This is a genomic window from Parabacteroides sp. PF5-6, from assembly GCF_029504695.1.
In the GTDB taxonomy this organism is placed as follows: Bacteria; Bacteroidota; Bacteroidia; order Bacteroidales; family Tannerellaceae; genus QVMG01.
The window spans coordinates 95,852-122,439 of record NZ_JAQFIN010000004.1 but is presented as its reverse complement, the minus strand read 5'-3'; the positions used below and the strand labels follow the sequence as shown (position 1 = coordinate 122,439).

Genomic DNA, 26,588 nt, shown 5'->3' with positions numbered 1-26,588 from the left:
TTTCAAGACTGCTCGCAGCCTCTATCGATCATCGACCATTAATAATTAATAATTTAAAATAGATACATGGCAAGACCCGCTTCATTTGGAAAGAGAGAAAACGAAAAAAAGAAACAAGAGAAGAGACAGGAAAAGCTTAAGCGCAAAGAAGACCGCAAAGCGAATACAATGAAAGGCGCATCTCTGGAAGATATGTTTGCATACGTAGATGCAAACGGAAATATAACATCAACGCCACCCGAGTTCCAAAAGAAAGAGGTGATTGACCTGGAGAGCATAGTAATCTCTACGCCGAAAAAGACGGAAGACGACGAACCGTCTGTCTTCCAGGGGAAAGTAGAACGATTTATTGAAGAGAAAGGATACGGATTCATCAAAGATCTGGGCAGCGGCCAAAAGTATTTTTTCCATATCTCAGCCGCCCCACGGGAAATCCGGGAAGGGGATAAAGTGTTCTTCGAACTGGAACGCGGCCCACGGGATATGAATGCAGTGAGAATACGGTACGAGGAATGAACCTCACCATTATACAATTTTATTTTTTAATAAATAATCAAATGAACATTTACATTTCAAATCTAAGCTATGGCACCAGTGAAGCCAGCTTAAACGACTTATTTGCGGAATACGGTGAAGTGACATCGGCAAAGATCATTACCGATCGTGAAACAGGCAGATCGCGCGGTTTCGGATTCGTGGAAATGACCGATGACGCTCAGGCGCAAACAGCCATCGAAGAACTCAACGGAACCGAGTTCGAAGGAAAAGAAATTTCCGTATCCGAAGCACGTCCTCGTACCGAACGACCCAGCGGTGGTTTCAACCGTGGCGGCGGTGGCGGTGGTTATAACCGTGGCGGCGGTGGCGGTGGCTACCGTGGTGGCAACGACCGCGGCGGTGACCGTGGAGGTTATGGCTCAAGAAGATATTAATCAACGAATCATAAAACCTAAACCGGAGAGGGGGAGCGAAAGCTTCCCCTCTTTTTGTGTGCGGCAAGGAGGCAAAAAAAGGATTGAATGCACTATATTTGCATCTGAACCTGAATATCCGTCTTTTGCACAAATGACAACAATGAAACGATACACTTATTTCCTCGTCCTGTTTTCTCTTTGGCTGTGCGCGGCATGTCAGCGTGAACCGGCCGATACCCAGTGGCCCGAAATCACCCAGGAGAGTAAACCCTGGACACGCTGGTGGTGGATGGGAAGCGCGGTGAATGAAGCCGGCCTGAGTTACAACCTCCACGAGCTGGCCAAAGCCGGGATGGGCGGGGTGGAGATCACCCCGATCTACGGAGTAAAAGGAGAAGAGGCGAACGCGATCCCTTACCTCTCGCCCCATTGGATGCGTATGTTATACTTTGCCAAAGCGGAAGCCAAACGGCTTGGGATGGGCATCGACATGAATATGGGGACGGGCTGGCCCTTCGGTGGCCCGCATGTCGCTCTCGAAGATGCCGCGACCCGGGCTATTTTCCAGGAATATGAATACAAAAGTGGTAAACCGTTCAGCGAAAAGATCACGGTCGAAGATGAAAAGCAAAAAGAAATAGCCCGACTGAACAAACTGATCGCCTATGCCCCGGGCAAAGCGTGTATCGACCTGACGGCAGAGGTGGCCGAAGACGGCACACTGACATGGGATGCACCCCAGGGGAACTGGCGACTGATTGCGCTCTTCACCGGCAAGACCCTGCAACAAGTCAAACGTGCCGCTCCCGGCGGAGAGGGCTATGTATTGAATCCGTTCGACGCCGAAGCCGTGCGGCGCTACTTCGCCGTCTTCAACGAAGCATTCCACAAAATACCCGGCTCCTGGCCCAAACATTTCTTCAATGACTCCTTTGAAGTATATGGCGCCGACTGGACGCCCGACTTCCTCGAACAGTTCGAAAGAAGAAGAGGATACAAACTGCAGGACTATTTCCCCGAGTTTCTGGAAAAAGGCAAAAGCGAACGCTCCGCCCGCATCCTTTCGGATTATAGGGAGACCCTGGGCGAACTCCTGAAAGAGAATTTCACGCAGGCCTGGACCGAATGGGCACATGAACGAGGGGTACGCACGCGCAACCAGGCCCATGGCTCGCCCGCCAACCTGATCGACCTCTACGCCGCGGTCGATATCCCGGAATGTGAAACGTTCGGTATCACCGACTTTGATATCCCCGGCTTGCGCAAAGACTCGATCCGGAAAGAGAACGACGGCGACCCGGCAACACTCAAGTTCGCCTCTTCCGCCGCCCATATCAGCGGCAAGCCACTGACCTCGGCCGAGACCTTCACCTGGCTGACCGAGCATTTCCGTACTTCCCTCTCCCAGTGCAAGCCGGAGATCGACCAGATGTTTGTCGCGGGCGTCAACCGGGTGTATTTCCACGGGGCAACCTATTCGCCCCGGGAGGCCGCCTGGCCGGGCTGGAAGTTCTATGCCGCCGTCGATCTGTCGCCCACCAATACGATATGGCACGACGCGGCGCCTTTCTTTTCGTATATCGCACGCGCGCAATCGTTCCTGCAAGACGGGGCGCCCGACAACGATTTCCTGCTCTACCTGCCCATCTACGATTTCTGGCACGATCAGACCGGCAGCCATTATCTTTCGTTCGCCATCCACGGATTGCGCGACCTACTGCCTGCGTTCTATCAGACCGTTGCCGAAGTCAAAAACGAGGGTTACGCACTCGATTACATCTCCGACCGGTTCCTCCAGACCACAACGGTAGAAAACGGGCTACTGCATACCGAAGGGGGCGCCACGTACAAAGCCCTTATCCTGCCGGCAGTCAAGCGGCTGCCTGTCGAAACGCTCGCACGGATCCGGCAGTTGGCCGAACAAGGGGCCACGATCCTCTTTGCCGGCCGTTATCCTTCGGATGTGCCCGGCTTGTCGCAACTGAACGAACGCCAGGGGCAGATGAAAGAGCTGCTCCGGGCTTTCCCGCCGGCGAACCAATTCACTAAAACAACCGTTTCGGCAATGGATAAAGGCAAGATTATCACCGGAAAAAGATACAAAGAGATGCTGCCGCTGACCGAAGTCAAACCGGAAGTGTTTCAGACGCAGTTCGGTGGTGAACTGATCCGGCGCCGGCATGCCGACGGTTACCATTATTTCTTCACGCTATTGCAAAATCGGCCGGTCGACGGCTGGGTGCCTTTGGCGGTTGAGGCGAGAAGCGCTGTATTCTTCGATCCGATGACCGGCGAAACGGGCAAAGCTTCGTTGCGTAAGAAAGAGGGACAAACCGAGGTGTACCTCCAGCTCAAACCCGGACAGTCGGTTATCCTCAAAACGTTTACCGACAAACAGGTATCCGTCTCCAACTGGAACTACCGGAAAGAGACCGGAACCGCATTGGCCTTGCCGGATGACTGGACAATGCATTTTACGGCAAGCGACCCCGAGATCAAAGAGACCTTCGCCCTTCCGGCATTGGGTTCATGGACTGACTTAGACCGGGAAGACCTGAAAAGAAACAAAGGCACCGCCCGCTATTCCACCCGGTTCCACTTTACCCCAAATGCCGGATGCGACTATCTGCTCGACCTGGGTGATGTGCGTGAGAGTGCCCGGGTGTATCTCAACGGCACGTTCGTCGCGACCCTCTTTGCCGTTCCTTTCGAAGCCCTGATTACCGACTACCTGAAGGAGGGCGAAAACCTGATCGAGGTCGAGGTGACCAACCTCCCGGCCAACCGCATTGCCGACTACGACCGGCAGGGCATCGAATGGCGGAAGTTCCATGAGATAAACTTTGTCAGCATCACCTATAAAGATACCCCATTCGACCACTGGGGCGTCATCCCCTCCGGCCTCCTGGGGCCCGTATCCATTAAAGAACTTAAATCATATATTCCATGAAACAATTAATGTATTTAGCATGCTGCCTCCTGTTCCTTTCCGGCTGTACAGGCGGTAAATCCTCGAAAGGAACGGTAGAAAAAGACGTGTATCTGTTTTCCTACTTCAAAGGAAACGGCGAAGACGGCCTGCATCTGGCTTACAGTGAAGACGGCCTGCAATGGCATACGCTGAAAAACGACGCCTCCTTCCTCACGCCGCAACTCGGAAAAGACAAATTAATGCGTGACCCCAGCATCGTGCAGGATGAAAAAGGCCTCTTCCACATGGTCTGGACGACCGGTTGGTGGGATCAGGGAGTAGGGTATGCCTCTTCTGCCGACCTGATCCACTGGTCGGAACAGCAGAATATCCCGGTGATGGAGAAGTTTGAAGGCACCCGCAACAGTTGGGCGCCCGAACTGTTCTACGACCGGAAAGACCGGACCTTCTATATCTTCTGGTCGTCTACCGTGCCCGGTATGTTCCGTGAGATCGAAACTTCAGCGAGTGAGAAGGGACTGAACCACCGCCAGTTCTATGTCACCACCAAAGATTTCAAGACATTCAGTGAGACCAAAGTATTCTTCGATCCCGACTTTAGCGTGATCGACGGCGCGATCCTGGAGCAAGGCGGCACGTACCATCTCTTTGTCAAGAACGAGAACTCCAACCCGCCCGAAAAGAACATCCGCCTGACCTCGAACACGAAGCCGTACGACTTCCCCACCGCCGTCTCCGCCCCGATCACGGGCGACTACTGGGCCGAAGGCGCCTCGCCCCTCCAGGTGGGGGATTACGTATACGTCTATTTCGACAAATACACCCAGCACAAGTACGGTGCCGTCCGCTCCCGCGACCTGTCGCAATGGGAGGATGTCTCCGACCTCATCTTCTTCCCCGAAGGCGTGCGCCACGGCACAGCATTCACAGTGAAAGAATCGATCCTCCGGAAGCTACAGGAAGATCAACCTTAACTTTTTATGCCTAACGTTTTTTGGATAGGCTACACATAAAAGTTTCGTCCCCGGTCTTCACCTTTCACCCTTCACCGAAATCCCTGTATTGATCAGCGTTTCGGGTGAAAGCTTGGAGGAGGATGGAGGCTTCCCGAAAAAGGCCGCCGGAGTTTTCCAAAAGGCCGGCAGGGTTTTCCAAAAGGCCGCCGGCCTTTTCGGAAACTCCGGCGGCCTTTTTTGGGAAGGTCTGTCGTTCTTTTAAGGCATGCCTTTAGCTTTCACCCGGAATACTGATCAATACAGGGATTTCGGTGAAGGGTGAAAGGTGAAGACGGGGGTAAAAACTTTGATGTGGATTAATATTTTTGGATCAATACGGTGGCGTAGGCGGCAATGCCTTCGCGGCGACCGACAAAGCCGAGTTTCTCGCTGGTGGTGGCTTTGAGAGAGATATCTTCTTCGGGAACGGCCATGACGGCGGCCAGGGTTTGTTTCATGGCCGGGATATGGGGGTTGAGCTTCGGTTGTTCGGCGGCAATGGTGGCGTCGATATTGCCCAGTTCATAACCTTCGTGGCGGAGCAACGCCATCGTCCGGCGCAAAAGGATCTTGCTGTCGATATCTTTGTATTCGCCGGCGGTATCAGGGAAGTGGAAACCGATATCACGCATATTGGCTGCCCCCAACAGGGCGTCGCAGATCGCATGAATCAACACATCCGCATCGCTATGTCCCTGCAGGCCTAAAGTATGCGCGATCTTTATGCCTCCCAGCCACAGTTCCCGGTCGGCAACCAGGGCATGCACGTCGTAACCGAAACCTACACGGATTCTCATGGACAATTAAAAATTAAGAATTAAGAATTAATTACTGAAAAAGATTTTTCAGCCCATCCATATCGAAGGAGAGGGAGAAACGCAGGGTCTGGTCGAGCGGGTTGCTGGGAACGGTACTGACCAGGTAGGCGGCATCCAGTTGGAATACGCTCATCTTGAAGCCTGCTCCGAAAGAGAAATACTGGCGATTCCCCATGTTCTCGTTCTCATAGTAATAGCCCCCGCGCAGGAAGAACTGATCATTATAGCTGTATTCCGCCCCCAGGGAAACCATCACTTCTTTCATTTCCCCGCTGAAACCTCCCGGCGAATCCGTGAACGATTTAAAGATCCCTTTGATCGAGCTCATATCATTGTAATCCACCAATGCGTCTTCATATTCCTGTTGCGCTTCCGAAGAAGTGCCCTGCAGAATGGGTTTACTGGGAACCAGATACTTACTCAGACCCAGGTAGAAACCGATACTGTTGTAATCGTCGAGCGGATAGAGCAGCCCGGTTCCGAATTGCAGTTTGGTGGGGATAAACTGATTGGTGGTTCCCCCGTCGTAAGACACCTTATTCCCTATATTCGACACGTTGAATCCCAGCGTCCACAGACTCTCACTATTACCCAGGATCACATATTTCTCCAGATAGCCGGATACATCGGCGGCAAAAGCATTATCGGCCGTCAGGTCCGAGGTGTTCTGCGCATTCATATCCGAACGGATATAACGCAGGGAGACGGCCATACTATAACTTTCCGACAGCTTACGGCTATAACTCACGTCCATCGCCATCTCATACGGGTTGAGCAGATAACTGATCCCCCCGGTTTCCGGTGTGCTCTGGGTGACTTCCCCCAGCGAGAAATAACGGATAGAAGCGCTTATCGCTTGCATATCACTATCGCCCAGTTTGTAATAACCGGCCACATAAGCCAGCGCCACATCGTTGACCAGCTTACGCAACCAGGGCGTATAGGAGAGCGAAACACCGGCTTTGCCATATTGAAAAGCATACTTGGCAGGATTCCAGTACTGCGAATTGATATCCGGTGTCGTAGCCACGCCATTATCCCCCATCGAACCTCCGCGCGCGTCCGGTGCAATAGATAAAGAAGGGATTGCCGTATTGATCGGAGCAAATTTATTCTTCAAGTCGCCATCACCCTGCGCATAAAGGGAAGTGAGAGATCCGGCAAGACCGATAATCAACATACACACACTGAATCGAATTATTTTCATCATACAATCTGTTTGAAGTTTGAAGAGAGAAGACAGAAGAACGATTGAAGCTTCTAACTTCTAACTTCTATCTTCTATCTTCATATTTGACTAAATATATAAACTGATTAATAGAGACTTTATTGCCCCAGAATAATTAATTTATTCCCTTTGGTTGCCTCTTTGGAGTATTTTGTTTTGATCCCTGCCCGGTAGGCATAGACACCGGGGCGCAGGCGCATACCGGAGCTATCCGTCAGATCCCAACTGAGTACGAAGTCTTTGAAGAGTTCGGACGAGCCTTGCTGCTCGCCCACCCAGAGCAGGCGGCCGGTCATGTCGAAGACCCGGATCTCGACGTGCATAAGCGATTCGGGCAGGTCATGGACCAGGCAGAAATCGGCCTGGTTGCGCGCCGGATTGGGCGTGGCGTAGACCTCGATCAAGCGGGGTTTCAGTTTGGCCGACACGACAAATTCGAAGGTCGCCCGCGAAGAGTTATTATGTACGTCCCAGATGATGAATTCCGCCGTATGCAACCCCTCGGTCAGTGTCGGAAGCGGGAAGATCACCCGTCCCAGCCCTTCGTTATCAGGGATCGTTTCGAAATAGTTATTCAGGTTGTAGCTCAATGCCGGATTGCCGTCGATGATCAATATCACATCGTGTCCGATACTGCTGCCGGTAATATTCACTCCGCTCTGATCCCAGACATAAGCCACGAAGAGAGGGGTGGAATTCACCGCATCGCCCGAGACGAAAGTGGAATCGTTCAGATAGAGCGCGCGGATCTCCGGCCCGTCATTGTCGGGATCGGGATTCGAGGCGGACCCTCCCACGCGGTAGTTCTTAAAGGCGCCCTGTGCTTCGATGCCTTGCGTTTCATCGTAGGCATAGAGGCTCATCTTGCCGATCGCGTTCGAATAGGAAATATCTTTGGGCACGGTAAACGAGAAGCTGAAACGGCCGTCTTCTACCTTATCATTGCCCACAAACAAAGTGCTGGGGTAGTCGACATACGTGAAAGGCCCATCTTTGCATTCTTCGTTATTCAATAAGGTAGTGATCGAATCCTGGCTGTCGAGCACCGTAGGATAAACCATGCCGTTGAAGCCCGTCATGCGGTTGCCCGTATAATCTTTGATCTGGCCTTCGACCGTCACCCGGTCTAACGCCTGAAGCGTCGCCATCTCCGTAGCCGGCTGTCCGTTGACTGCGGTCACCTCGATCTCGTAATCGGGATAGGCCAGGCGCAAGGCCGGGTCGCCGATCAGGATAAAGTTCAGTTTATTGCTATCGTTATACAAAGAAGCTTTCGTGCGTTGCAACACCTCGCCGAGCGTCAGCCGCCGGCCGTCGGTCTTATCGAACAGATGACTCATCAGCGCCTGGTTCAGGCGGGCATTCGGTCCGGAATAGACCACGCGGGTGGTGGTCATCAAAGCGATACCACCGCTATTGGCATTGAGAAACACCTGCTCGCCGGCCGAGGTCGCCAAGGCGTCGAACCGGGTAAAGTCGCAGGTCGCCGTCACCCATAAGGGCAGGTGGGTATAGCTTGCCGTGGCGATATCGGTCTGGGTCAATACCTTCTCGTCGCTCCACGACTGGGTATCGCCATGTCCGGTGTAATTGATCAGTAAGAGCCCGTTTTTCAATAACTTCTGGATGCGGTTGCGCACATCGGGATAGGCAGCCTGCCCCGAACGGTCTTTTTTGTAGGCATCGAAATAGACTTTGTGGATCAGGAAGTCCGGCTGGTTCTTCTCGATCATCCGTGTGAGCGTATCCGCCTGGCTCATGTGAGCAATGGTGAAACTATCGGCGCTGCTGCCGTCGTCGGCCACAAAAGCCAGGGCGTTCTTCCACGAGCCAAACTGGGTATTGTCCATATACCCGATGATCTTATCGACCGCCTGCCGGGCTTCGGTCTCCGTGCGCAAGGGCAGGCGTCCCACGGCGATATCCATCGACAGTCGGGGCATGGTCGCGGCAGAGAAATTCGGATAGTCTTGCAGGAAACCGAAATAGTCGTCGGTCACATACGTATTGATGTTCAGCGAGTTCTCCGACTGATACGTCAACAACAGGCGCTGATGGATGGTCGATTCGGGGAAAGAGGTTTTGATCTTGGAACAAAGTCCGCGATTGTCGTACAACCCATCGCCGAAGAGCAACAGGAAGCGGGGAGTCTCCTCCGCGGCAAGGCCTTTATCATAGAGCATCTTCATCAGGCGGCGATAGGCCGAGGCATCGGGCGTGCCGCTGGAAAACTCATTGTAGATCGCGTGCGGGTCGATCACCTCGACCGTCAGTCCGTCGCGCTCGCGGTGTACTTCCGCCAGACGCTCGGCTTGGGCCTGCAAGAACGGCAGGGCGATAATCACCATATCGGTCTTCCCCAGGCCGTGCAGGTTCTGATTGACCACATCACCGGTTTTCACCGGCACATCGAAGCCTGTACTGCCGGCCTGTACCAGGGCGAACTCCCGAATCTCATCGCTCTTCTCGATCGCAAACGTCAATTCGGAGCCGTTCAAGGTGGTCTCTATCACTTTCGCGTTCTGCGGATCGGTCACGTCCCAGACCAATGTCTGCTCGTTGGCTCCCTGAATGACAAAGCGCGCATCGTTACCTACCGCATCGATACTGCGGAAGAGCGTATAAGCGCCATACGACTTCAGTTCGCGCTTCATCTGCAGGCGAACAAAGTCCAGGTGTACGTTCTCATGGGAGGTATGGCTGTAAGAAACCTTCACATCCGGCTTCTCGGTCTTCTCGCCGGTCCATTCCGCCCGGGTCTGGCCTGACTTCGCCACGGTATAGCTGTCGGACTTTCCGGTCGTTTCGATACTGACGTTCAATACATTCTCACCATTGATCTGCAGAGAGGCTCTCCCCTGGCTGCCGACGGCGCGGGCGACAAAACGCATCGTCACATACGCCTTTTCATCCGTGATGCCGGGTATAGAGGGGAAGTTATTCAAGGTCAGAAGGGAAGAAGAGCCGGTCAGCGATTCGCCATACAAGTCGCGTCCCGAATTATTTAAGGAGATCAATTCACGTTCGTGCAGGACATAATCATCGAAGCTGGTCACCCGCAACCCGGAGCCATTGCCTACGGAGGCTTCGCTGGCCATCACCTTGGGTGATTCGTCGCGGTCGGTCAGGAAATAATAGGCTTTGGTGGCGTAGGGATTGCGCGTATGTGTAAATTCTCCGGAGGCATACGCCCAGCGGGTCACGCCCCGCCCGTAGAACAACAGGTAATCACTGCCTTTCCATACGGCTACGGCGGGCAGGTCGTCGATAAATTCTTTGGTGAAATCTTCCGGGATCGGCCAGCCGCCATACCCATAGACACTTACCTTTTCCGGATTGTCAAACCCCATCTTCCGCAGATCGGCATGGGAGAGTTTATAAACACCCGTCTCGGCAACTTCGATCTTCACCCATTTCCCTTCGTTCAATACCGACTCCGCCGCATAACGGTCGGCCGCTGAAAGGCTGAGTACGATACCCAACCAGAAAAGAAACGTATACATGTATTTTATCATATTTTCAAATCGTCTGCTTACTCCGTCTATCTCACATAAAAATCCAACAATTTGCGGTTGCCCAGATAGCCTGTCAAATGATCATCGATCTTGACCGGTCCTACCCCGGCCGGCGTTCCCGTATAGATCAGATCGCCTATTTTCAACGTATAGAAACGACTCACATAAGCAATGATCCGGTCGACCGTGAACAACATATCCGCCGTATTTCCCTGCTGCACCGTTTCCCCGTTTATCTCCAGGTGAAACGCCAGCTTGCCGATCTCTCCGGCTTCGCTCAAGGGGATAAACCCACCGACAACCGCCGAATGATCAAACGCTTTACTCAGCTCCCAGGGCAAACCCCGCGTACGGAAATCACGTTGCAGATCACGTGCGGTAAAATCGATTCCGACCGTCACCTCCTCGTAATACCGGTGGGCAAAGCGTTCGGCGATATTCTTCCCTAAGCGGCAGATCTTGACTACCAGCTCCGTTTCATACTCTATCTGTGAAGAGAAATCCGGAATAAAAAAAGGTTTCCCATCTTTCAACAGAGACGAATCGGCTTTCATAAAGATCGTCGGCTCTGTTAATTCTAACGAATGATGCATCTCTTTATTGTGAGAAGCATAATTCATTCCAACAGCAAGAATCTTCATAATGAGTTATATGTTCAGTGAGTTCAGGCGATTGTACATCACGGCCAGGTGGGCGTATAACGAAGTATTTTGAACCACAATCGATCCAGGAACCCGAATGCGGAAAGGAGTAAAATTCCATAAGGCCTTGATGCCGCCGGCAATTACCCGGTCGGTCACTGCCTGCGCGTTCTCTACCGGCACGGTGATAATGCCGATCGTGGCTTTGTATTTTTTCTGTTGAGTCAGGAAATCATCGAGATGGAAGATCGGGATACCATTGACCACCGTACCGGCCAGATCGTCTTTGATATCGAAGCCGGCGACAATCTCCACCCCGTACTGGTTTAAACCCGAGTCCTGCAATAAAGCGCCACCGAGGCTCCCTACTCCGAAGATAAACGCCCGATGTTGTGCGTTAAAACCCAGGAAATCTTCCAACACCTCGATCAAGGCATCGATCTCATAACCGACGCGTGTCTTACCCGACACCTTCACGTATGACAGGTCTTTGGCCACCTGGCTCGAATCGACATTGATCTCTTTGGCGATCTGGGTAGACGAAACGGATGTTTCCCCCTTGCCTTTCAACAGTTTGATAAAAGCAAGATACCAGGGCAATCGCCTGAGGGTCGGTTCCGGAACTTTCCAGATATCTTTCATTGCCGGGCCATTTGTCATCGTTTGTTCTCTTATTTTTGTTTTATCCGTCTTTTTGTCACCAAAAGATACACAAAGATATATATTTTCTCGCAGCCAGAGGAAAACATTATATTATTTAACGTCTGCTTACTTCAAACTCCGGTACTCCGGAAACGGGGTGGGTTGACGAATGTCTCAACAATGGCCAGAGTGGTTTCCGTTGCATGTGGGCTTTTCAGGATGGTTGCCAACATATACAGAGCTTTTTCTGTTTATGTAAAGGTTTACATAATTCAGAAAAAGCGTATGCATTACGTCTGACCCCCATATTTATAGAATTGGTCATCACAATTTGTGATCTCCAATTTTTCATTTCTTCATCCGTCAGTTGAAACATAAAGTCCGAAGGAAATCTCTCAGGATTTCGCTTTACAGCCTGATTAAGCACACGGGTTTCCACGCCATACATTTCGGCTAAATCCCGATCGAGCATTACCCGCTGGTTGCGGATCTCATAAATCTTGGATTGTACAAGTGTGAGTGTCATAGTTAATCGCTTTAATTTGTAGTGGGGTAAAGATAGTAAAAACAGTATAAAAAGAATGCCTTTCAGCGTAGAAATTGATCATTTAAATTTCAAGAGCATCACCGCGGCATTATCTTCTTCGTCCATATCTTTGGCGGTTTCTTTCAGTGCGCCGGTGAATCGACCGGCTTTATAACAAGCAACTAACGATGCGACATCAAAATCCACGACTCCATAACCATTCCGGCTAGTATTATTGATCATTTCAGCATCAAAGATTATCGACCGTTCGGGCCAATCTTCAAATACAATCTGATATTCATGGATGGTCTTATTTTCTTTGTCATAAACCAATTCAACGGATGGAAACATATCGTCTTTATTGTTTACATCGATCGATGTCACAGTCAGAAACATATACCGCCCGGTTTCCACTCCGGCGCGCAAATAAACCGGGTTGTGCATCGATTTAATAGCCGGTTCTCTGACGATGAGCGGGATCAGTTCCCCACCGGATGAATATCGATAGATAGTATCCGAAGCGGGTTCATTTAAAAGAAAGCCATCAAAACCCTTCACCAAAGGACGATGCATCGGAGAGTAGAGAAAAACACTTCCTTCGGAGACCTCTTTTTTCACTTCAATATTCCGGATCTCATCAATGGGAATCTTGATCTCTTTTTTCACCTGCCAGTCTTCTTTGGAGACAATAGAAAAATAAGGAATCATATCCGTATGCACCCGGTTAGTTACTTTATTATAGCAAATAAATGCATTGTCATTAAAGCTATATACATTATTTTCAACACCCGTAGTTCCATTTCTAATAAAATCACCATCCAAAGTGTACACGAAATATTTTTGGATTTGGCCGTCATGCACCATTAATTCGCCCTTCTCTTCGTCAAGAAATAGATTCGACGCATACAGATATTCCTGGGGACCGCTTCCAACCTGTAAAATCCTATGGATAGGGTTTCCCTTACGATCGAAAATCAGTAAGGCTTTGTTTTCTCCTCTTACAATTATATATTCACCACTGAACAATAAGACACGTGATTTTTGCAGATAATCAGGATCATTCTTCAACCTTATATATTCAATATCAGCAAGATCCTTCAGATTGAGTTTAATCTTGGGATATTTTTTGGTCACATCAAGGGTCAACAGGTCGCCCTCAGGCTGAGCCGATGAACAACCATATAAAAAAGGCATTAGGCAGATTATAAGGAGTAGATAGTGGTGTTTCATATATGTGTGTGTGTTTTTGCAAATATAAGAATTAGAATGAATGATCGTAGTTGTCCGACTAAAATCTTACAACTAAAAGAAAACATGATAGTAGGCGAAGCACGAAGTTTACGAAGTTGCACGAAGGATTTGGAAGATTCGGGGGAGTATTTGTTTGTTGATAATTATCAACAAATGAATACTCCCTATAGTACGCTCATTTGCTGGCGTTTATAAATACGGGAAATCAAGGGGGAAAAATGGCGGTTTTTGGGCATAAAAAAGGCGGATGTATCAAATTGCTTTGATACACCCGCCATTCATTTTATATACCGTTTATATACCTCCGGATTAAGGAGGCACTAATCGCTAATCAGATGCGCTCGAGGGTGGCTTTCACGAAATCCCAAACTTTTTCGACGGTCGAGATACGTACGCGTTCGTCCGGCGAGTGCGGGAATTCCAGGTCCGGGCCGATGGAGATCATATCCATCGTCGGGTAGGCGCCTTGCATGATGCCACATTCCAGGCCGGCGTGCATGACCTTGACCGACGGCTTCTTGCCGTAGCGTTCCTCGTAGGTCTTCGCCATCACGTTCAGGATCGTGGAGTTGATATTCGGTTGCCAGCCGTTATAGGCACCGCCTTCTTCCACCTTGGCACCGGCCAGGGCGAATACACTCTCGAGGCTGGAGCAGACGGAGGCTTTGCGGCTTTCGGAAGAGCTGCGCACCAGGATCTTCACTTCGATCAATCCTTCGGTCGATTTGACTACCGCCAGGTTGGAGGAAGATTCTACCGTGCCGGGGAAATCCGACAGCATAGAGATCACCCCATTCTGGCATCCTTCCACGGCATTGATCAGGTCGTCTTGTATCTCTTCGGGAATCAAGGTGTTCGGGGTCTCTACCTTCTCGGCCGTAAAGGTGATATTGTTTTCGATACCGGCATATTCCGCCCGGTAGAGATCCTGATAGTCGGAAACCAGTTCCCAGAAATTATCCGTCTCACCTTCCGGCAGCGTAACCACGGCAAAAGCTTCGCGCGGGATTGCATTGCGCAACGAGCCACCATCGACCGACGACAGGCGTACGCCGTAATCGGCCACCGCTTCTTTCAAGAAACGGAACAGGAGTTTATTCGCATTGGCGCGTCCCAGGTGGATATCCACGCCCGAGTGCCCGCCTTTCAAGCCGGTCAGGCTTATCTTGACCGCCACATCACCTTCCGGGATGTATGCGTCGTCTTTATATTGGAAAGAGATATTCAGGTCGGCTCCACCGGCACAGCCGACAAAGAGTTCGCCTTCTTCTTCCGAGTCGCAGTTGATCAGGATCTCCGCTTTCAGGAAACCGGGTTTCAAGCCGATCGCGCCGTCCATGCCGACTTCTTCATCGACGGTGAACAAAGCTTCCAGCGGACCATGCTTCAAGGTATTGTCAGACATGGCAGCCATCGCCAGAGCGGCTCCGATACCGTTGTCGGCACCCAAAGTCGTATCGCGGGCGGTCACCCATTCCCCATCGATATAGGCATCGATCGGGTCGGTATTGAAATCATGATTAACCGAAGAGTTCTTCTGGGGAACCATATCCAGATGAGATTGCAGGACTACCGTCTTACGGTCCTCCATGCCCGGGGTAGCCGGTTTGCGGATAAGGACATTACCTACTTCATCCTGAAGGGTTTCCAGGCCCAGACTTTTGCCAAAGTCCATTACATAACGGGTTACGGCCTCCATTTGTCCGGTCGGACGAGGGATTTGAGTTAAGTCATAGAAGTAACTCCACACATGTTTAGGCGATAGATCTTTGATTTCAGCTGACATAAAAGTTTTCTTTAAGTTATTATTTCTTTTCCTTATTCATAATCGGCAACGCAATAATGGCAATCAAACCACAAAGACCGGTCCAGACAGTCTGCACCGTATGCACCACAAAAGCAAAAGCTGCCGCGTCGTTTTCGTTGACATTGAAGCACATTAGGGTGGCGATCACCATAAAGTGCCAGGCGCCGATCCCGCCCTGCACAGGCACAGCCACACCGATACTACTCATCGTAAAGGCGATCAGGCCAACGCCCACACCCAGGTCGCGGGTAAAGTCGAACGCATAAAAAGTGATATAGAAATACAAGAAATAGCAACCCCAGATGCCTATGGTCTGTAAGATGAAACGGCCTTTATATTTCAACAGCATAATGCTCTTGATGCCGATCCAGATATTCTTAAACATCGCCTGAGCCTTCTGCACCAGGGTGAACTTACTCATATATTTAAAGACAAACCAGATAATCAAGCCGATAATGATCACCGTCACATAGATCCACATCGAGTTGAACATCTGCGAGAACCCATCCATCAAGGCCGGGTTACGCGCGAAGAAACTGGTGAAAAAGCTGAAGTTGAAGATAAAGATAAAAAGCGTGATCAATCCGACGGTCAGCGTGTCACAGACGCGGTCGATCAACAAGGTGCCGAAAAGTTTGGTGAAAGGGATCTTATCGTATTTAGTGATCGCGCCGCAACGCCAGATCTCTCCGACACGGGGCAAGACCAGGTTGAGCGCGTAGTTTCCCAACACCGCATTGATGATATTCGCCCGTTTGGCTTTTTCCCCGATCGAGTCGATCAGAAGCTCCCAGCGCAAGCCGCGAATGACATTGGCAATTAACCCAAAACACAAAGAAAGAAGAATAATATCATAGCGTACACCCACCTTGACTGTTGTCCATATATCCGAAATATCCAAATCCTTGTAGAGATACCATAACAACAAACCGCCAAAAAGCAGTGGGATTAATACTTTGAAAGAGGTATTGAGAACTTTCTTAAAATCCATACCTGATAAGGCTCATTTAATTATTTGTTGTACTTTTGTACGTCCGCAAAGATAAACATTATATTTGAATACAAACATTTTGCTGCCAAAAGTACAATGAGACCGGTCAAACCCAAGAAGTCCCTCGGACAACATTTTCTGAAAGATATGCAGATTGCCGAGCGCATAGCCGGAACACTGGATGAGTACAAACACATGCCTGTGTTAGAGGTGGGTCCCGGTACCGGTGTGCTTACCCGTTTTCTGTTGGAGAAAGGGCATGACCTAACGGTAGTCGAACTCGACTGGGACTCGATCGATTACCTCAACCAACATTTCCCGGCGCTTGAAGACCGGATCATTGCCGATGATTTCCTGCAACTCAATCTGCAGAAGGTCTTCGACGGCCGCCCTTTCTGCGTGACCGGCAATTATCCTTATAACATCTCCAGCCAGATCTTTTTCAAGGTATTAGACTATAAAGATCTGATCCCCTGCTGCACGGGCATGATCCAGAAAGAGGTGGCCGAACGGATCGCCGCAGGACCCGGAAGCAAGACCTACGGCATTACGAGTGTCTTACTGCAGGCGTGGTACAATATCGAATACCTGTTCACCGTTAGTGAGACAGTGTTTGATCCGCCGCCCAAGGTGAAAAGCGCCGTGATCCGGATGACCCGCAACCAACGGACGGAACTGGGCTGCGACGAGAAACTCTTCCGGACGGTGGTCAAGACTTCTTTCAACCAACGGCGGAAGACACTGCGCAATTCGATGAAACCGATTCTGGGGAAAGATTGTCCCGACTACGCCTTACCGGTATTCGACAAACGGCCGGAACAGCTTTCTTTCGATCAGTTCGTTGAATTAACCCTCTTGACAGAGAAGTGGCTGAAAGAAGAGAACAATCTGTAATATAATACGTACACTGTTTGAGGTTACCGGATAAAATAGGGAGAGCACTATTTCCATCCCATCATTACGGGTGGATCGCTGTTTTATTCCTGTTGGTATTAACGCCGAATTTCTTTGTGGCTTTCCTGGGCAGCGACCTGACGGGCAACGGGATCAAACAAATAGCCTACCTCCTCTTTTCCGGTATTATCCTGCTGATTCCCGCTTTCTTTCTGAAGGCAAGGGCTTACTTTCTGTTGTTGAGCCTGTGCCTGATCTTTGGCCCGATCGAAATCGCCCATATCGTGCTCAACCGGATGCCGGTAAACGAAGGCTTTATGTCGGCCATCCTGCAAACGAATCAAGCCGAAGCCATCGAACTATTATCTTTCCTGAAAACGTATCTCTTCGCCGGCGTTCTTGTGATCGCTCTTTATTACCTGATCCTTTTCACCCGGATAACGAACAAGCCTTTACTGACGCGGAAGGGTAAAAGGGTAGCCGGCGGATTCTTTCTGTTGTTCAACCTCTGCCTGTGGCTGGCCATGTGGCAACTGAGCGGGTATGAAGCGGATCCGATCTCCCGGTTTCATGAAACCAATTCAAACTTCAAGAGCAAATACAACAAAACCTATCCGTTGGATCTGATCAAGGCAAGTACGGATGTCTATCTCTCGCGCAAAGAGGTCAAAGCGATGGAGGAGAAATTGAAAGACTTCTCTTTTGGCGCAGTGAAACAAAAGCGACTGCCGCAAAGGGAGATTTACGTACTCGTTGTCGGCGAATCCGCCCGGTACGGCAATTTCTCGGTCAACGGATACGACCGCCCAACCAGTCCGCTATTGGAAAAGCAAACGGATCTTATTGCCTATACGGATGTATTATCGACCGCCAACCTGACCAATACGGCGATGCAACTGATCTTTACCCGGGCCACTCCTTTGGATCCGGAGACGGCACACCAGGAAAAAGCATTGACCGATGTCTTTAAGGCATGTGGATTCCAGGTCGCCTGGATCGCCAATCAATCCGTAAGCAACCGGTTTATCCAACGGATAACGGCATCGGCCGACTTTACGTATTTCTCCACGACCGATTACGACGCCGCCAGCAGCTACGACGGCAAGTTATTGGATCCATTCGACGAGGTTCTGCAAGAGAAGAACGCCAAGCAATTCATCGTGATCCATACGCTGGGAAGCCATTTCCGGTATAACGCCCGCTATCCGGAGACGTTCTGTCGCTTTACCCCGGCTCTGCACGACAATACGACATACAACCTGAATGCCGAGAACAGGGAGTTACTGGTGAACAGCTACGACAACAGCATCCTCTATACGGATTATATGTTGAACGAGGTCATCACCCGACTGGAACGGGAAGAGGCCGTGAGCACCATGATCTACTTGTCCGATCATGGGGAGAATATCTATGACGACGACACCCGGATGGCGGTGCATGGCAATGCCCGACCGACCCACCTGGAACTCCATATCCCGCTGTTTATCTGGACTTCCAAGCCCTATATCGAGCAATGGCCGGAGCGGGTGGAACGGATGAAAAACCATAAAGACCGGGCGGTCAGTACGTCGAACCTCTTCCATTCCCTGTTGGACATAGCCGATATAAGCTATCCGGACGAGAAGGTGGCATTGAGTATCGCGTCTCCTGACTTTCAGCCCGACAGCATACGATACGTACTGACGCCGGACAAATACATCATGGAGATAAAAGACTGACGATGAAACGACTCAAAGAAATAAAGGAACGCATCTTCAACCCTAACGCTTACGGTTGGGTGATGGGGTTATTCCTTTTGCTTGCCATACCTAATCTGACCGGTCTTTTCCTTTTGAGTGACCTGAGCGGCCGGATCACGATGCAGATCGCCTACATCGGCTTTGCCCTTATCCTTTGGATCAGTCCGGCGTTCTTCCTCAAATTGCGGACCTACTTCCTCGTGATGTCGGTTTTCCTGTTACTTTCTCCCATAGAGATCGCCCATATCATCCTCAACGGGATGCCGGTGACGGAAGGATTTATATCGGCCATTCTTCATACCAACTTCGCCGAAGCCTGGGAGTTGATCCACTCATTGAAAGGCACGGCATGGCTTTATCTCCTTGCCGTTGCCGGATATTATTACATCGCTTTCCGGAAAATCGAGAACCGCTACCTGTTCACACGCCAAGCGGCGACAGCGTTATTTTCGCTCTGCCTGATCGGGAATCTTCTCCTCTATGGCGCGATGCTGCATCTGGCTTTCCGGATGGAGGCGCCATTGCCTTGGGCATACGCGACTCAACACTTTGCCAAGAAATACCGGAAGATCTATCCGTACGACCTGATCACGGTCAGCTACCGCACCTATGCCGTCGGGCAGGAGATGCGGCAACTGCAGGAAGAACTGGCCGGTTTCTCTTTCGAAGCGACCCGCCCTGCCATAGAGGGAAGGGAGATCTACCTTGTCGTCATCGGAGAATCGGCACGTTATGGCAACTTCTCCCTCAACGGCTATATACGCCCAACCACTCCATTATTGGAAAAGACAGAGGGGCTCATCTCTTTTTCGGATGCGACGGCAACCGCCAACCTGACGGAGATCGCCCTGCCTCTGTTACTGACGCGTGCGACTCCGCTCGATCCGTCGTTGGGTTATAAAGAGAAAACCGTGGTCGACGCCTTTGCCGAATGTGGGTTCAAGACTGCTTGGCTGGCCACCCAATCTTCCCAATACCGCTTCATCAAACGGATCGCGGAAGAGGCCGACTATGCCTATTTCTCCACCACGGATTTCGACGCGTCGACCAATTACGACGAACACCTGTTGCCGCATCTCGAGAAGGTTCTGGCGGAAAAGAACGAGAAGCAACTGATCGTACTGCATACCTTGGGCAGTCATTTCCGGTATAATTTCCGGTATCCCGAACGGTTCAACGTCTTCACGCCCTCCCTCGAAGGGACTTCCGGCACGTCTGTGCTGACGCCCTCCAACAAAGCCGTATTGGTCAATTCCTACGACAATACGATCCGGTACACCGACTGGCTCCTCTCCTCCATCATCGCACGGTTGAAAGAAGAAGAAGCGATCAGCACGTTTTTTTATATCTCCGATCATGCCGAAAATTTGTATGATGACGGGAATAATCTTATCTTGCATGGCGGTGGACAATTATCGGAATACGAGATCTATATTCCGATTCTCGTATGGACTTCGGAAAAGTATAATCAGCTTTTCCCGGAAAAAAGAAAAGAACTGAATGAACATCGGAATAAAAAGTTAAGTGCTGATCACTTTTTCCATACCCTCCTGGACCTGGCGGCGATCCGTTATCCCGGAGAAGCGTTGGAGAAAAGCTTTAGTTCGCCCCGGTTTGAACAAGACAGTATCAGACACGTACTCATGCCGGATAATCAGAGTGTTCATTTTTAAAAACAAAGAAAGATGATCGAGCTAACGAAGGAATATCTTGAAAACATAAAACACTTAATAGCGGAGAAGAGCGACAAAGAGATCCGGCTATTGTTGAGTGAGCTCCATCCTGCGGATATCGCGGAGATCTATGACGAATTAGACCTGCGGGAGACGGCGTATATCTATCCGTTGATGGATGAAGATAAAGCGGCGGATGTCTTGATGGAATTGGATGAAGACGCGCGGGGACGACTGTTGAAGGAACTCCCGCCCGAATTGATCGCCAAACGTTTCATCGATTACCTGGAAACCGACGACGCGGTAGACCTGATCCGTGAACTGGATGAAGACACCCAGGAAGAAGTCCTCTCCCACCTCGAGGATATCGAACAGGCGGGCGATATCGTCGACCTCTTGAAATACGACGAAGACTCCGCCGGGGGGTTGATGGGTACGGAAATGATCGTGGTCAACGAGAATTGGAGTATGCCCCAGTGTATCGAAGAGATGCGTAAACAAGCCGAGGAGATGGACGAGATCTATTATGTGTATGTGATCGATGATGATGAACGCTTACGCGGGGTATTGCCGTTGCAACGGCTGATCACCAACCCATCGGTCTCGAAGATCAAACACGTGATGAAGAAAGATCCGATCGCGGTCCACGATAACGACAGCATCGAAGAGGTAGCCCAGACGATTGAGAAATATGACCTGGTAGCCCTGCCCGTTATCGACAGCATCGGACGATTGATCGGGCGGATTACGATCGACGACGTCATGGACGAAGTGCGCGAACAACACGAAAGAGACTACCAGTTGGCTTCCGGTATCTCGCAAGACGTGGAGACCTCGGATAATGTATTCCTGCAAACCGCCGCGCGCTTGCCCTGGCTCCTGATCGGCATGATCGGCGGATTGGGTAACTCGATGATCCTGGGTGGCTTCGAATCCAATATCGCCTCCAACCCGAAGATGGCGCTCTTTATCCCATTGATCGGGGGAACGGGCGGGAATGTGGGGATCCAATCTTCGGCGATCGTCGTACAAGGGTTGGCCAACAAATCGTTGAAGAAAGAAGAGATCTGGTCGCAGGTGCTCAAAGAATCCGCCGTGGCGCTGATCAATGCCAGCATCATCAGTCTGGTGGTGTTTATCTATAACTTCTTTACCTTGGGCGACCGGGTGGTAACGGCCTCCGTCTCACTCAGCCTTTTCGCCGTGGTGATCTTCGCCAGTATGTTCGGCACATTGGTCCCGATGGCATTGGAGCGCATCAAAATCGATCCGGCATTGGCTACCGGCCCTTTCATTACCATCACGAACGACATTATCGGCATGATGATTTATATGTTCATCTGCGTGTCATTGTCCTGATCCAGAGAGGAAATGCACCGAAGGTATTGCGAGTTTACAGGGAATGCACTACTTTTGCATTCTATTTGACAAGCAATTATTAATTCAAAATAAAGACTATTGTATGGCAACAACTGCTGATTTTCGTAACGGAATGTGTCTCGACATAGATGGTTCCTACTACTTCATTGTGGAATTCCTTCATGTTAAACCCGGAAAAGGCCCGGCTTTCGTACGAACCAAACTGAAAAACGTAACCACAGGACGTGTACTCGACAAAACCTGGAACTCAGGCGTTAAGGTAGAAGAAGTGCGTATCGAACGCCGCCCGTACCAGTTCCTGTATAAGGATGATATGGGGTATAACTTTATGCATCCGGAAACATTCGAACAAATCACCATCCCGGGTGAATCGATCGACGGCGTAGAGTTCCTGAAAGACGGCGATATGGTAGAAGCGATGGTGCACGCGGCCAGCGAAACCGTACTGACCTGCGAGCTTCCTGCCCACGTTGTACTGGAAATCACCTATACCGAACCCGGTGTAAAAGGCGATACCGCCACCAACACCCTGAAACCCGCCACCGTTGAAACCGGAGCCGAAGTACGCGTGCCCCTGTTTATCAACACCGGCGAAAAGATCGAAATCGATACACGCAACGGTTCCTATGTGGGCCGCGCGAAGTAAATAAAAATTAAAAATTACGAATTACGAATGAAGAAAGAAGGTAATTATTCGTAATTCGTAATTCGTAATTTTTAATTCGTAATTCGTAATTCGTAATTAACAAAACCCCTTCCTATGAACAAAAAACTCTCCATCAAAAGCTGGGCCGAAGAAGACCGCCCACGGGAAAAGATGCTCCGCAAAGGAGTCGCCGCACTAAGCGATGCCGAACTATTGGCTATCCTGATCGGATCGGGAAATGCTACGGAATCGGCCGTCGAACTTGCCCAACGTATCCTCCACGCGGTAGATAACAACCTGAATGCCTTAGGCAAACTTTCTATCAAAGAACTGACATCCGGCTTCAAAGGCATTGGTGAGGCCAAAGCCGTGTCTATCATCGCCGCCCTTGAACTGGGAAAGAGAAGGAATGCCGCCGATATTCCCCAGCGCGACAGCATCCGAAGCAGTAATGATGCTTTCCGGTTGATGCATCCCCTCTTGTGCGATCTGCCGCACGAGGAACTCTGGGTATTATTGATGAACCGCGCCAACAAAGTCATCGAAAAAATAAAGATCAGCCAGGGAGGCACCGGCGAGACCTCAGCGGATATCCTCCTGATCCTCAAAGCCGCAATCACCTCACTGGCCTCCGGCATCATCCTCTTCCACAACCACCCCTCGGGCAACCTCGCCCCAAGCGCCCAGGACGACCAACTCACCCAACGCCTGCAACAATCCGCCAAACTCATGAACCTCTCCCTCTTAGACCATATCATCATCTCCGACAACCAATACTACAGCTACGCCGACGAGGGACGACTGGGTTTGTGAATTTATTCAGCCCATAAAGATTCTGATTCCCAATCTTCAGGGAAGCCCATCGCGGCGCTGTCAATTGTCGGGAATTTAGTAAACAGATCTTTCAGCTTAGCCTTAAATGTATTTTCCGGAGAAACAGAACACAGGTAATACTTAATTATACTGATACGACAATACAATCGTCGATTGTCTGTCTTCGTTGTATCGATCCAATTATACATAGGGTTTCGAAGTTCAGAAGGAGTGATTGCCATTTCACGGTTCCAAATGCGGCTGTGGTGCCCACAATAATTCCTCAAATTGCCTAAAACTAATATCCAAGAGGTCATTACCGGAACATTCAAGCCGAACTGACGGGCTATTTTCTTTTTTAAACTATCCTTTTTCAAGTTTTGATAAATCCTGCATATAACCCCTAACGGAAGAATTTCGGCAATCATCCACGCAGGAGGATAAGGATTACTGTAGGTTTTCTTAAAGTGCAAAATAAACTCTTCTTTGGTCTTTCCTATTTCATGGGTGATGATATTTAATGTTTCATCAAAAAAATATTGATTGGAGAAGTTGTTTCGGTCTGTCATCCAAAACACATTGGCCAACTCCCTACTTATCGTATCAGACATGGCACTTCGGATGGCCACTTCAATTTTTTCAATTTCATTGAAAAGCAATATTCTCAACTTCCGATCAAACCGATACATAGCCATTACTTTCTCAAAAGTAGCATTGACTTTAAAAATATGGGCAGACTTCGGCTCTTTATACAAAGGCCTTAAATATGCACTTAAACGGAAATAACCGATATTGGTAAGATAATTGATCGCTTTTTTTTCATCCACAAACGAGAGTCCTCTCTCCTTTAATAAAAGGATTAAATCAGTCGGTAAGGAACAGTGTTTTGTATAAGATATTTTGGTCATACATATCACATATAAAAAAACGACCCGCCGATTTGAGCATTATTAAGAGGCTGGGCGGGTTCTACGGCTACAAATATACGAAAGATTTTCGACAATTTCATTACCACATAAAAATTTTTATCCCCCTTCCACCTTTCACCTGGTCGCCAGATCCCTGTATTGATCAGTGTTTCGGGTGAAGGCTTATAGAAGAATTGTGGGAAGGATGGAGGCTTCCCGAAAAAAGCCGCCGGAGTTTACCAAAAGGCCGGCAGGGTTTCCGAAAAGGCTGCCGGAGTTTTCCAAAAGGCCGCCGGCCTTTTCCGGGAAGGTCTGTCGTTCTTTTAAGTATTCCTTTACCTTTCACCCGAAACGCTGATCAATACAGGGATCTGGCGACCAGGTGAAAGGTGAAGACCGGACTAAAAACTTTTATGTGGTAAACTACCGGTACTTTGCGCGCAAACTACTAATACTTTGTCGCCAAACTACCGGTAGTTGGTACGCAAACTACCGGTAGTTTCTGAAGGGAATATTAATGACTCATTTCCAGTGATTTATAAATTCGCGAAGTCCATTCGCATCGAAGAAGATGTGAAGGTGCAGGATAATAGCAAGTGGACTATCTCGGCTCCCCTCCTTTGAAAAGGAGGGGGTGGACCGCTGCTTGCAGCGGTGGGGTGGTTAGATCCTTTAAGTGACTATTAATTAGCAATATAAGAATCTAACCACCTCCCGGCTCGTACCTCGCCGTAGGGGTTGACTCAAAAGTATCAGATATACGAACTAAGTGTCCCCGCCTGGTCAGGCGGGGGGGACCGCTGCTTGTAGCGGTGGGGTGGTTGTCTTTTCTGTCAAGAATCTGTACTTCAGTACGGTATGTGTGTAAACAACCACTCCACCATCGCAAGCGATGGTCCCCCTCGCCTGACCAGGCGAGGACACAGAGATAGTATATCTTATACTTTTGGGTCAGCCCCAGCCAAGATAGCAACAGTCGCAAATCTTCACTTTTCACAATACTTAAATAAAGCCCAACGGCCTCGGAGCAATAGCGTAGGGCGAAGCCCTCAAAGCATTCAAACCTGCGGGGAGATGTGATTTACTGACAAAATAGCTGTATCTTTGCGGCAAAGAAGAAGAAGAAGATTTTATGAATAACGAATTTCTCCAGACGGAAGAGGCGATTGTCGCCATGCTCAAAACGGTGTTTGATCCGGAGATTCCGGTCAATGTATTTGATTTGGGGCTGATCTATAAGGTAGAGGTCGACGAAGCGCAACACGTGAAGATCGATATGACGCTGACGGCGCCGAATTGTCCGGCGGCAGACTTTATTGTCGAGGATGTGCGGATGAAGGTCGAATCGGTCGAAGGGGTGAAAAGTGTGGAGATCAACCTGGTCTTTGAACCCGAGTGGAACAAAGACATGATGACCGAAGAAGCGAAACTGGAACTGGGATTTCTCTGAATCAGACGAAGAATAGTATATGGCAAAATCCGCGAAAAAGATCTATTTCCTCTCCGATGCCCACCTGGGGGCGCGCTTCCACGATGATCCGCTGGCGATCGAGAAAAAATTGGTTTGCTGGTTAGACCGCATCAAAGCGGATGCAGCTGCCGTTTGGCTGTTGGGCGATATCTTCGACTATTGGTACGAATATAAGTATGTCGTACCCAAAGGCCATGTCCGCTTCCTGGGCAAATTGGCCGAGTTATCCGATTCAGGCATTGAGATCCATATATTTATTGGCAACCACGACATCTGGATGTTCGATTACCTGCCCCGCGAAGTGGGCGCAACTATTCACCGCGAACCGCTGACCATCGATCTATTGGGGAAAAAGTTCTTCCTGGCGCATGGCGATGAGGTCGACGACCGGAGCTGGACGTTCCAACTCTTGCGCCGGATCTTCCGTAACCGTTTCTGCCAATGGCTGTATGCCGGTATTCATCCCCGTTGGACGTTCGGTTTTGCCATGGGCTGGTCGCTCAGTAGCCGCAAGAACGGAATAAAAAGAGACGAAGAGAAAAAATACAAAGGCGAAGACACGGAATACCTCGTCCTGTTTGCCAAGAAATACCTGCAAAGCCATCCGGATATCAATTTTTTCCTTTTCGGCCACCGCCATACCCTGTTGGACCTGATGCTTAGCCGTACGGCGAGGGTACTGGTTATCGGCGATTGGATGACGCACTTCTCGTATGCCGAGTGGGATGGCGAAGAACTGGCTTTGATGCTCTTCGAAGACTAAATAAAAAAACTGCCCCAACCGATGCCGGGGCAGTCTAAACA

General features: G+C 49.9%; 21 protein-coding genes and 1 pseudogene. 12 read left to right on the top strand and 10 right to left on the bottom strand.

What is annotated here, in order from left to right; translation table 11 throughout:
* Positions 1-66: 66 nt before the first annotated feature.
* From M2133_RS06415 to M2133_RS06400, 4 genes are all read left to right on the top strand, one after another.
* The gene (locus M2133_RS06415) at positions 67-516 is read left to right on the top strand and encodes a cold shock domain-containing protein (RefSeq protein WP_277465202.1); all 450 of its coding nucleotides are present in this window, start codon (positions 67-69) and stop codon (positions 514-516) included.
* A 41-nt stretch (positions 517-557) separates the two neighbouring features.
* Complete coding sequence (locus M2133_RS06410) at positions 558-932, top strand: RNA-binding protein (protein WP_277465430.1); 375 nt, start codon at positions 558-560, stop codon at positions 930-932.
* Positions 933-1,074: 142 nt separating this feature from the next.
* Positions 1,075-3,864, top strand: a complete 2,790-nt coding sequence (locus tag M2133_RS06405) for a glycosyl hydrolase (protein ID WP_277465201.1) — start codon at positions 1,075-1,077, stop codon at positions 3,862-3,864.
* On the top strand, positions 3,861-4,820 hold the full coding sequence (locus M2133_RS06400) for a glycoside hydrolase family 43 protein (RefSeq protein ID WP_277465200.1): 960 nt from the start codon (positions 3,861-3,863) through the stop codon (positions 4,818-4,820). Before M2133_RS06405 ends, M2133_RS06400 begins: the two co-directional genes overlap by 4 nt.
* Positions 4,821-5,158: 338 nt before the next feature.
* Here M2133_RS06400 and ispF read toward each other — a convergent pair whose 3' ends face one another.
* The 9 genes and pseudogenes from ispF to M2133_RS06355 all read right to left on the bottom strand — a co-directional run bounded on the left by ispF (position 5,159) and on the right by M2133_RS06355 (position 16,260).
* Positions 5,159-5,638: a 2-C-methyl-D-erythritol 2,4-cyclodiphosphate synthase gene (gene ispF, locus M2133_RS06395; RefSeq protein WP_277465199.1), complete on the bottom strand. Its 480-nt coding sequence runs from the start codon at positions 5,636-5,638 to the stop codon at positions 5,159-5,161.
* A 31-nt stretch (positions 5,639-5,669) separates the two neighbouring features.
* Positions 5,670-6,869, bottom strand: coding sequence for a type IX secretion system outer membrane channel protein PorV (gene porV / locus M2133_RS06390; protein ID WP_277465198.1), 1,200 nt, complete (start codon positions 6,867-6,869; stop codon positions 5,670-5,672).
* A gap of 116 nt (positions 6,870-6,985) precedes the next feature.
* Complete coding sequence (gene porU, locus M2133_RS06385) at positions 6,986-10,390, bottom strand: type IX secretion system sortase PorU (RefSeq protein ID WP_277465197.1); 3,405 nt, start codon at positions 10,388-10,390, stop codon at positions 6,986-6,988.
* Positions 10,391-10,428: 38 nt separating this feature from the next.
* A complete protein-coding gene (locus M2133_RS06380) occupies positions 10,429-11,043 on the bottom strand; it encodes a fumarylacetoacetate hydrolase family protein (protein WP_277465196.1) in 615 nt (204 codons plus the stop codon).
* A gap of 6 nt (positions 11,044-11,049) precedes the next feature.
* The gene (locus M2133_RS06375; protein WP_277465195.1) at positions 11,050-11,703 is read right to left on the bottom strand and encodes a redox-sensing transcriptional repressor Rex; all 654 of its coding nucleotides are present in this window, start codon (positions 11,701-11,703) and stop codon (positions 11,050-11,052) included.
* Between the two features lie 146 nt (positions 11,704-11,849).
* A pseudogene (locus tag M2133_RS06370) lies at positions 11,850-12,211 on the bottom strand (ORF6N domain-containing protein); the annotation flags it as partial.
* Positions 12,212-12,289: 78 nt separating this feature from the next.
* Positions 12,290-13,441, bottom strand: coding sequence for a 6-bladed beta-propeller (locus tag M2133_RS06365; protein ID WP_277465194.1), 1,152 nt, complete (start codon positions 13,439-13,441; stop codon positions 12,290-12,292).
* A gap of 352 nt (positions 13,442-13,793) precedes the next feature.
* Positions 13,794-15,248 (bottom strand): aminoacyl-histidine dipeptidase, encoded by a 1,455-nt coding sequence (locus tag M2133_RS06360; protein ID WP_277465193.1) that lies wholly within the window; start codon positions 15,246-15,248, stop codon positions 13,794-13,796.
* A 19-nt stretch (positions 15,249-15,267) separates the two neighbouring features.
* On the bottom strand, positions 15,268-16,260 hold the full coding sequence (locus M2133_RS06355; protein ID WP_277465192.1) for a lysylphosphatidylglycerol synthase transmembrane domain-containing protein: 993 nt from the start codon (positions 16,258-16,260) through the stop codon (positions 15,268-15,270).
* A gap of 96 nt (positions 16,261-16,356) precedes the next feature.
* Between M2133_RS06355 and rsmA the strand changes: the two genes are divergently transcribed.
* The 6 genes from rsmA (at position 16,357) to radC (ending at position 23,405) form a co-directional block, all read left to right on the top strand.
* Positions 16,357-17,154 (top strand): 16S rRNA (adenine(1518)-N(6)/adenine(1519)-N(6))-dimethyltransferase RsmA, encoded by a 798-nt coding sequence (rsmA, locus tag M2133_RS06350; RefSeq protein ID WP_277465191.1) that lies wholly within the window; start codon positions 16,357-16,359, stop codon positions 17,152-17,154.
* Between the two features lie 17 nt (positions 17,155-17,171).
* Positions 17,172-18,872, top strand: coding sequence for a phosphoethanolamine transferase (locus tag M2133_RS06345; protein WP_277465189.1), 1,701 nt, complete (start codon positions 17,172-17,174; stop codon positions 18,870-18,872).
* 2 nt (positions 18,873-18,874) lie between these two features.
* Entirely contained in the window at positions 18,875-20,566 is a 1,692-nt protein-coding gene (locus tag M2133_RS06340) for a phosphoethanolamine transferase (RefSeq protein ID WP_277465188.1), read from the top strand.
* A gap of 12 nt (positions 20,567-20,578) precedes the next feature.
* Entirely contained in the window at positions 20,579-21,925 is a 1,347-nt protein-coding gene (gene mgtE, locus M2133_RS06335; RefSeq protein WP_277465187.1) for a magnesium transporter, read from the top strand.
* A 103-nt stretch (positions 21,926-22,028) separates the two neighbouring features.
* A complete protein-coding gene (gene efp / locus M2133_RS06330; RefSeq protein ID WP_277465186.1) occupies positions 22,029-22,592 on the top strand; it encodes an elongation factor P in 564 nt (187 codons plus the stop codon).
* 114 nt (positions 22,593-22,706) lie between these two features.
* A complete protein-coding gene (radC, locus tag M2133_RS06325) occupies positions 22,707-23,405 on the top strand; it encodes a DNA repair protein RadC (protein WP_277465185.1) in 699 nt (232 codons plus the stop codon).
* 2 nt (positions 23,406-23,407) lie between these two features.
* Here radC and M2133_RS06320 read toward each other — a convergent pair whose 3' ends face one another.
* Positions 23,408-24,313 carry an Abi family protein gene (locus tag M2133_RS06320; protein ID WP_277465184.1) on the bottom strand — a complete coding sequence of 302 codons (906 nt, stop codon included), beginning with the start codon at positions 24,311-24,313 and terminating at the stop codon, positions 23,408-23,410.
* A 1,132-nt stretch (positions 24,314-25,445) separates the two neighbouring features.
* Between M2133_RS06320 and M2133_RS06315 the strand changes: the two genes are divergently transcribed.
* Together M2133_RS06315 and M2133_RS06310 are read left to right on the top strand one after the other, a co-directional pair.
* Positions 25,446-25,763, top strand: a complete 318-nt coding sequence (locus tag M2133_RS06315) for an iron-sulfur cluster assembly protein (RefSeq protein ID WP_277465183.1) — start codon at positions 25,446-25,448, stop codon at positions 25,761-25,763.
* 19 nt (positions 25,764-25,782) lie between these two features.
* Positions 25,783-26,547: a UDP-2,3-diacylglucosamine diphosphatase gene (locus M2133_RS06310; protein ID WP_277465182.1), complete on the top strand. Its 765-nt coding sequence runs from the start codon at positions 25,783-25,785 to the stop codon at positions 26,545-26,547.
* The last annotated feature ends 41 nt before the right edge of the window (positions 26,548-26,588 follow it).

Coding starts and splice junctions, on each gene's coding strand:
- M2133_RS06310 (WP_277465182.1), top strand. CDS start 25,783: ATGGCAAAATCCGCGAAAAAGATCTATTTCCTCTCCGATGCCCACCTG.
- M2133_RS06415 (WP_277465202.1), top strand. CDS start 67: ATGGCAAGACCCGCTTCATTTGGAAAGAGAGAAAACGAAAAAAAGAAA.
- M2133_RS06365 (WP_277465194.1), bottom strand. CDS start 13,441: ATGAAACACCACTATCTACTCCTTATAATCTGCCTAATGCCTTTTTTA.
- M2133_RS06315 (WP_277465183.1), top strand. CDS start 25,446: ATGAATAACGAATTTCTCCAGACGGAAGAGGCGATTGTCGCCATGCTC.
- M2133_RS06340 (WP_277465188.1), top strand. CDS start 18,875: ATGAAACGACTCAAAGAAATAAAGGAACGCATCTTCAACCCTAACGCT.
- M2133_RS06405 (WP_277465201.1), top strand. CDS start 1,075: ATGAAACGATACACTTATTTCCTCGTCCTGTTTTCTCTTTGGCTGTGC.
- efp (WP_277465186.1), top strand. CDS start 22,029: ATGGCAACAACTGCTGATTTTCGTAACGGAATGTGTCTCGACATAGAT.
- M2133_RS06380 (WP_277465196.1), bottom strand. CDS start 11,043: ATGAAGATTCTTGCTGTTGGAATGAATTATGCTTCTCACAATAAAGAG.
- M2133_RS06410 (WP_277465430.1), top strand. CDS start 558: ATGAACATTTACATTTCAAATCTAAGCTATGGCACCAGTGAAGCCAGC.
- porV (WP_277465198.1), bottom strand. CDS start 6,869: ATGATGAAAATAATTCGATTCAGTGTGTGTATGTTGATTATCGGTCTT.
- ispF (WP_277465199.1), bottom strand. CDS start 5,638: ATGAGAATCCGTGTAGGTTTCGGTTACGACGTGCATGCCCTGGTTGCC.
- M2133_RS06355 (WP_277465192.1), bottom strand. CDS start 16,260: ATGGATTTTAAGAAAGTTCTCAATACCTCTTTCAAAGTATTAATCCCA.
- radC (WP_277465185.1), top strand. CDS start 22,707: ATGAACAAAAAACTCTCCATCAAAAGCTGGGCCGAAGAAGACCGCCCA.
- M2133_RS06360 (WP_277465193.1), bottom strand. CDS start 15,248: ATGTCAGCTGAAATCAAAGATCTATCGCCTAAACATGTGTGGAGTTAC.
- M2133_RS06320 (WP_277465184.1), bottom strand. CDS start 24,313: ATGACCAAAATATCTTATACAAAACACTGTTCCTTACCGACTGATTTA.
- M2133_RS06375 (WP_277465195.1), bottom strand. CDS start 11,703: ATGACAAATGGCCCGGCAATGAAAGATATCTGGAAAGTTCCGGAACCG.
- mgtE (WP_277465187.1), top strand. CDS start 20,579: ATGATCGAGCTAACGAAGGAATATCTTGAAAACATAAAACACTTAATA.
- rsmA (WP_277465191.1), top strand. CDS start 16,357: ATGAGACCGGTCAAACCCAAGAAGTCCCTCGGACAACATTTTCTGAAA.
- porU (WP_277465197.1), bottom strand. CDS start 10,390: ATGTATACGTTTCTTTTCTGGTTGGGTATCGTACTCAGCCTTTCAGCG.
- M2133_RS06400 (WP_277465200.1), top strand. CDS start 3,861: ATGAAACAATTAATGTATTTAGCATGCTGCCTCCTGTTCCTTTCCGGC.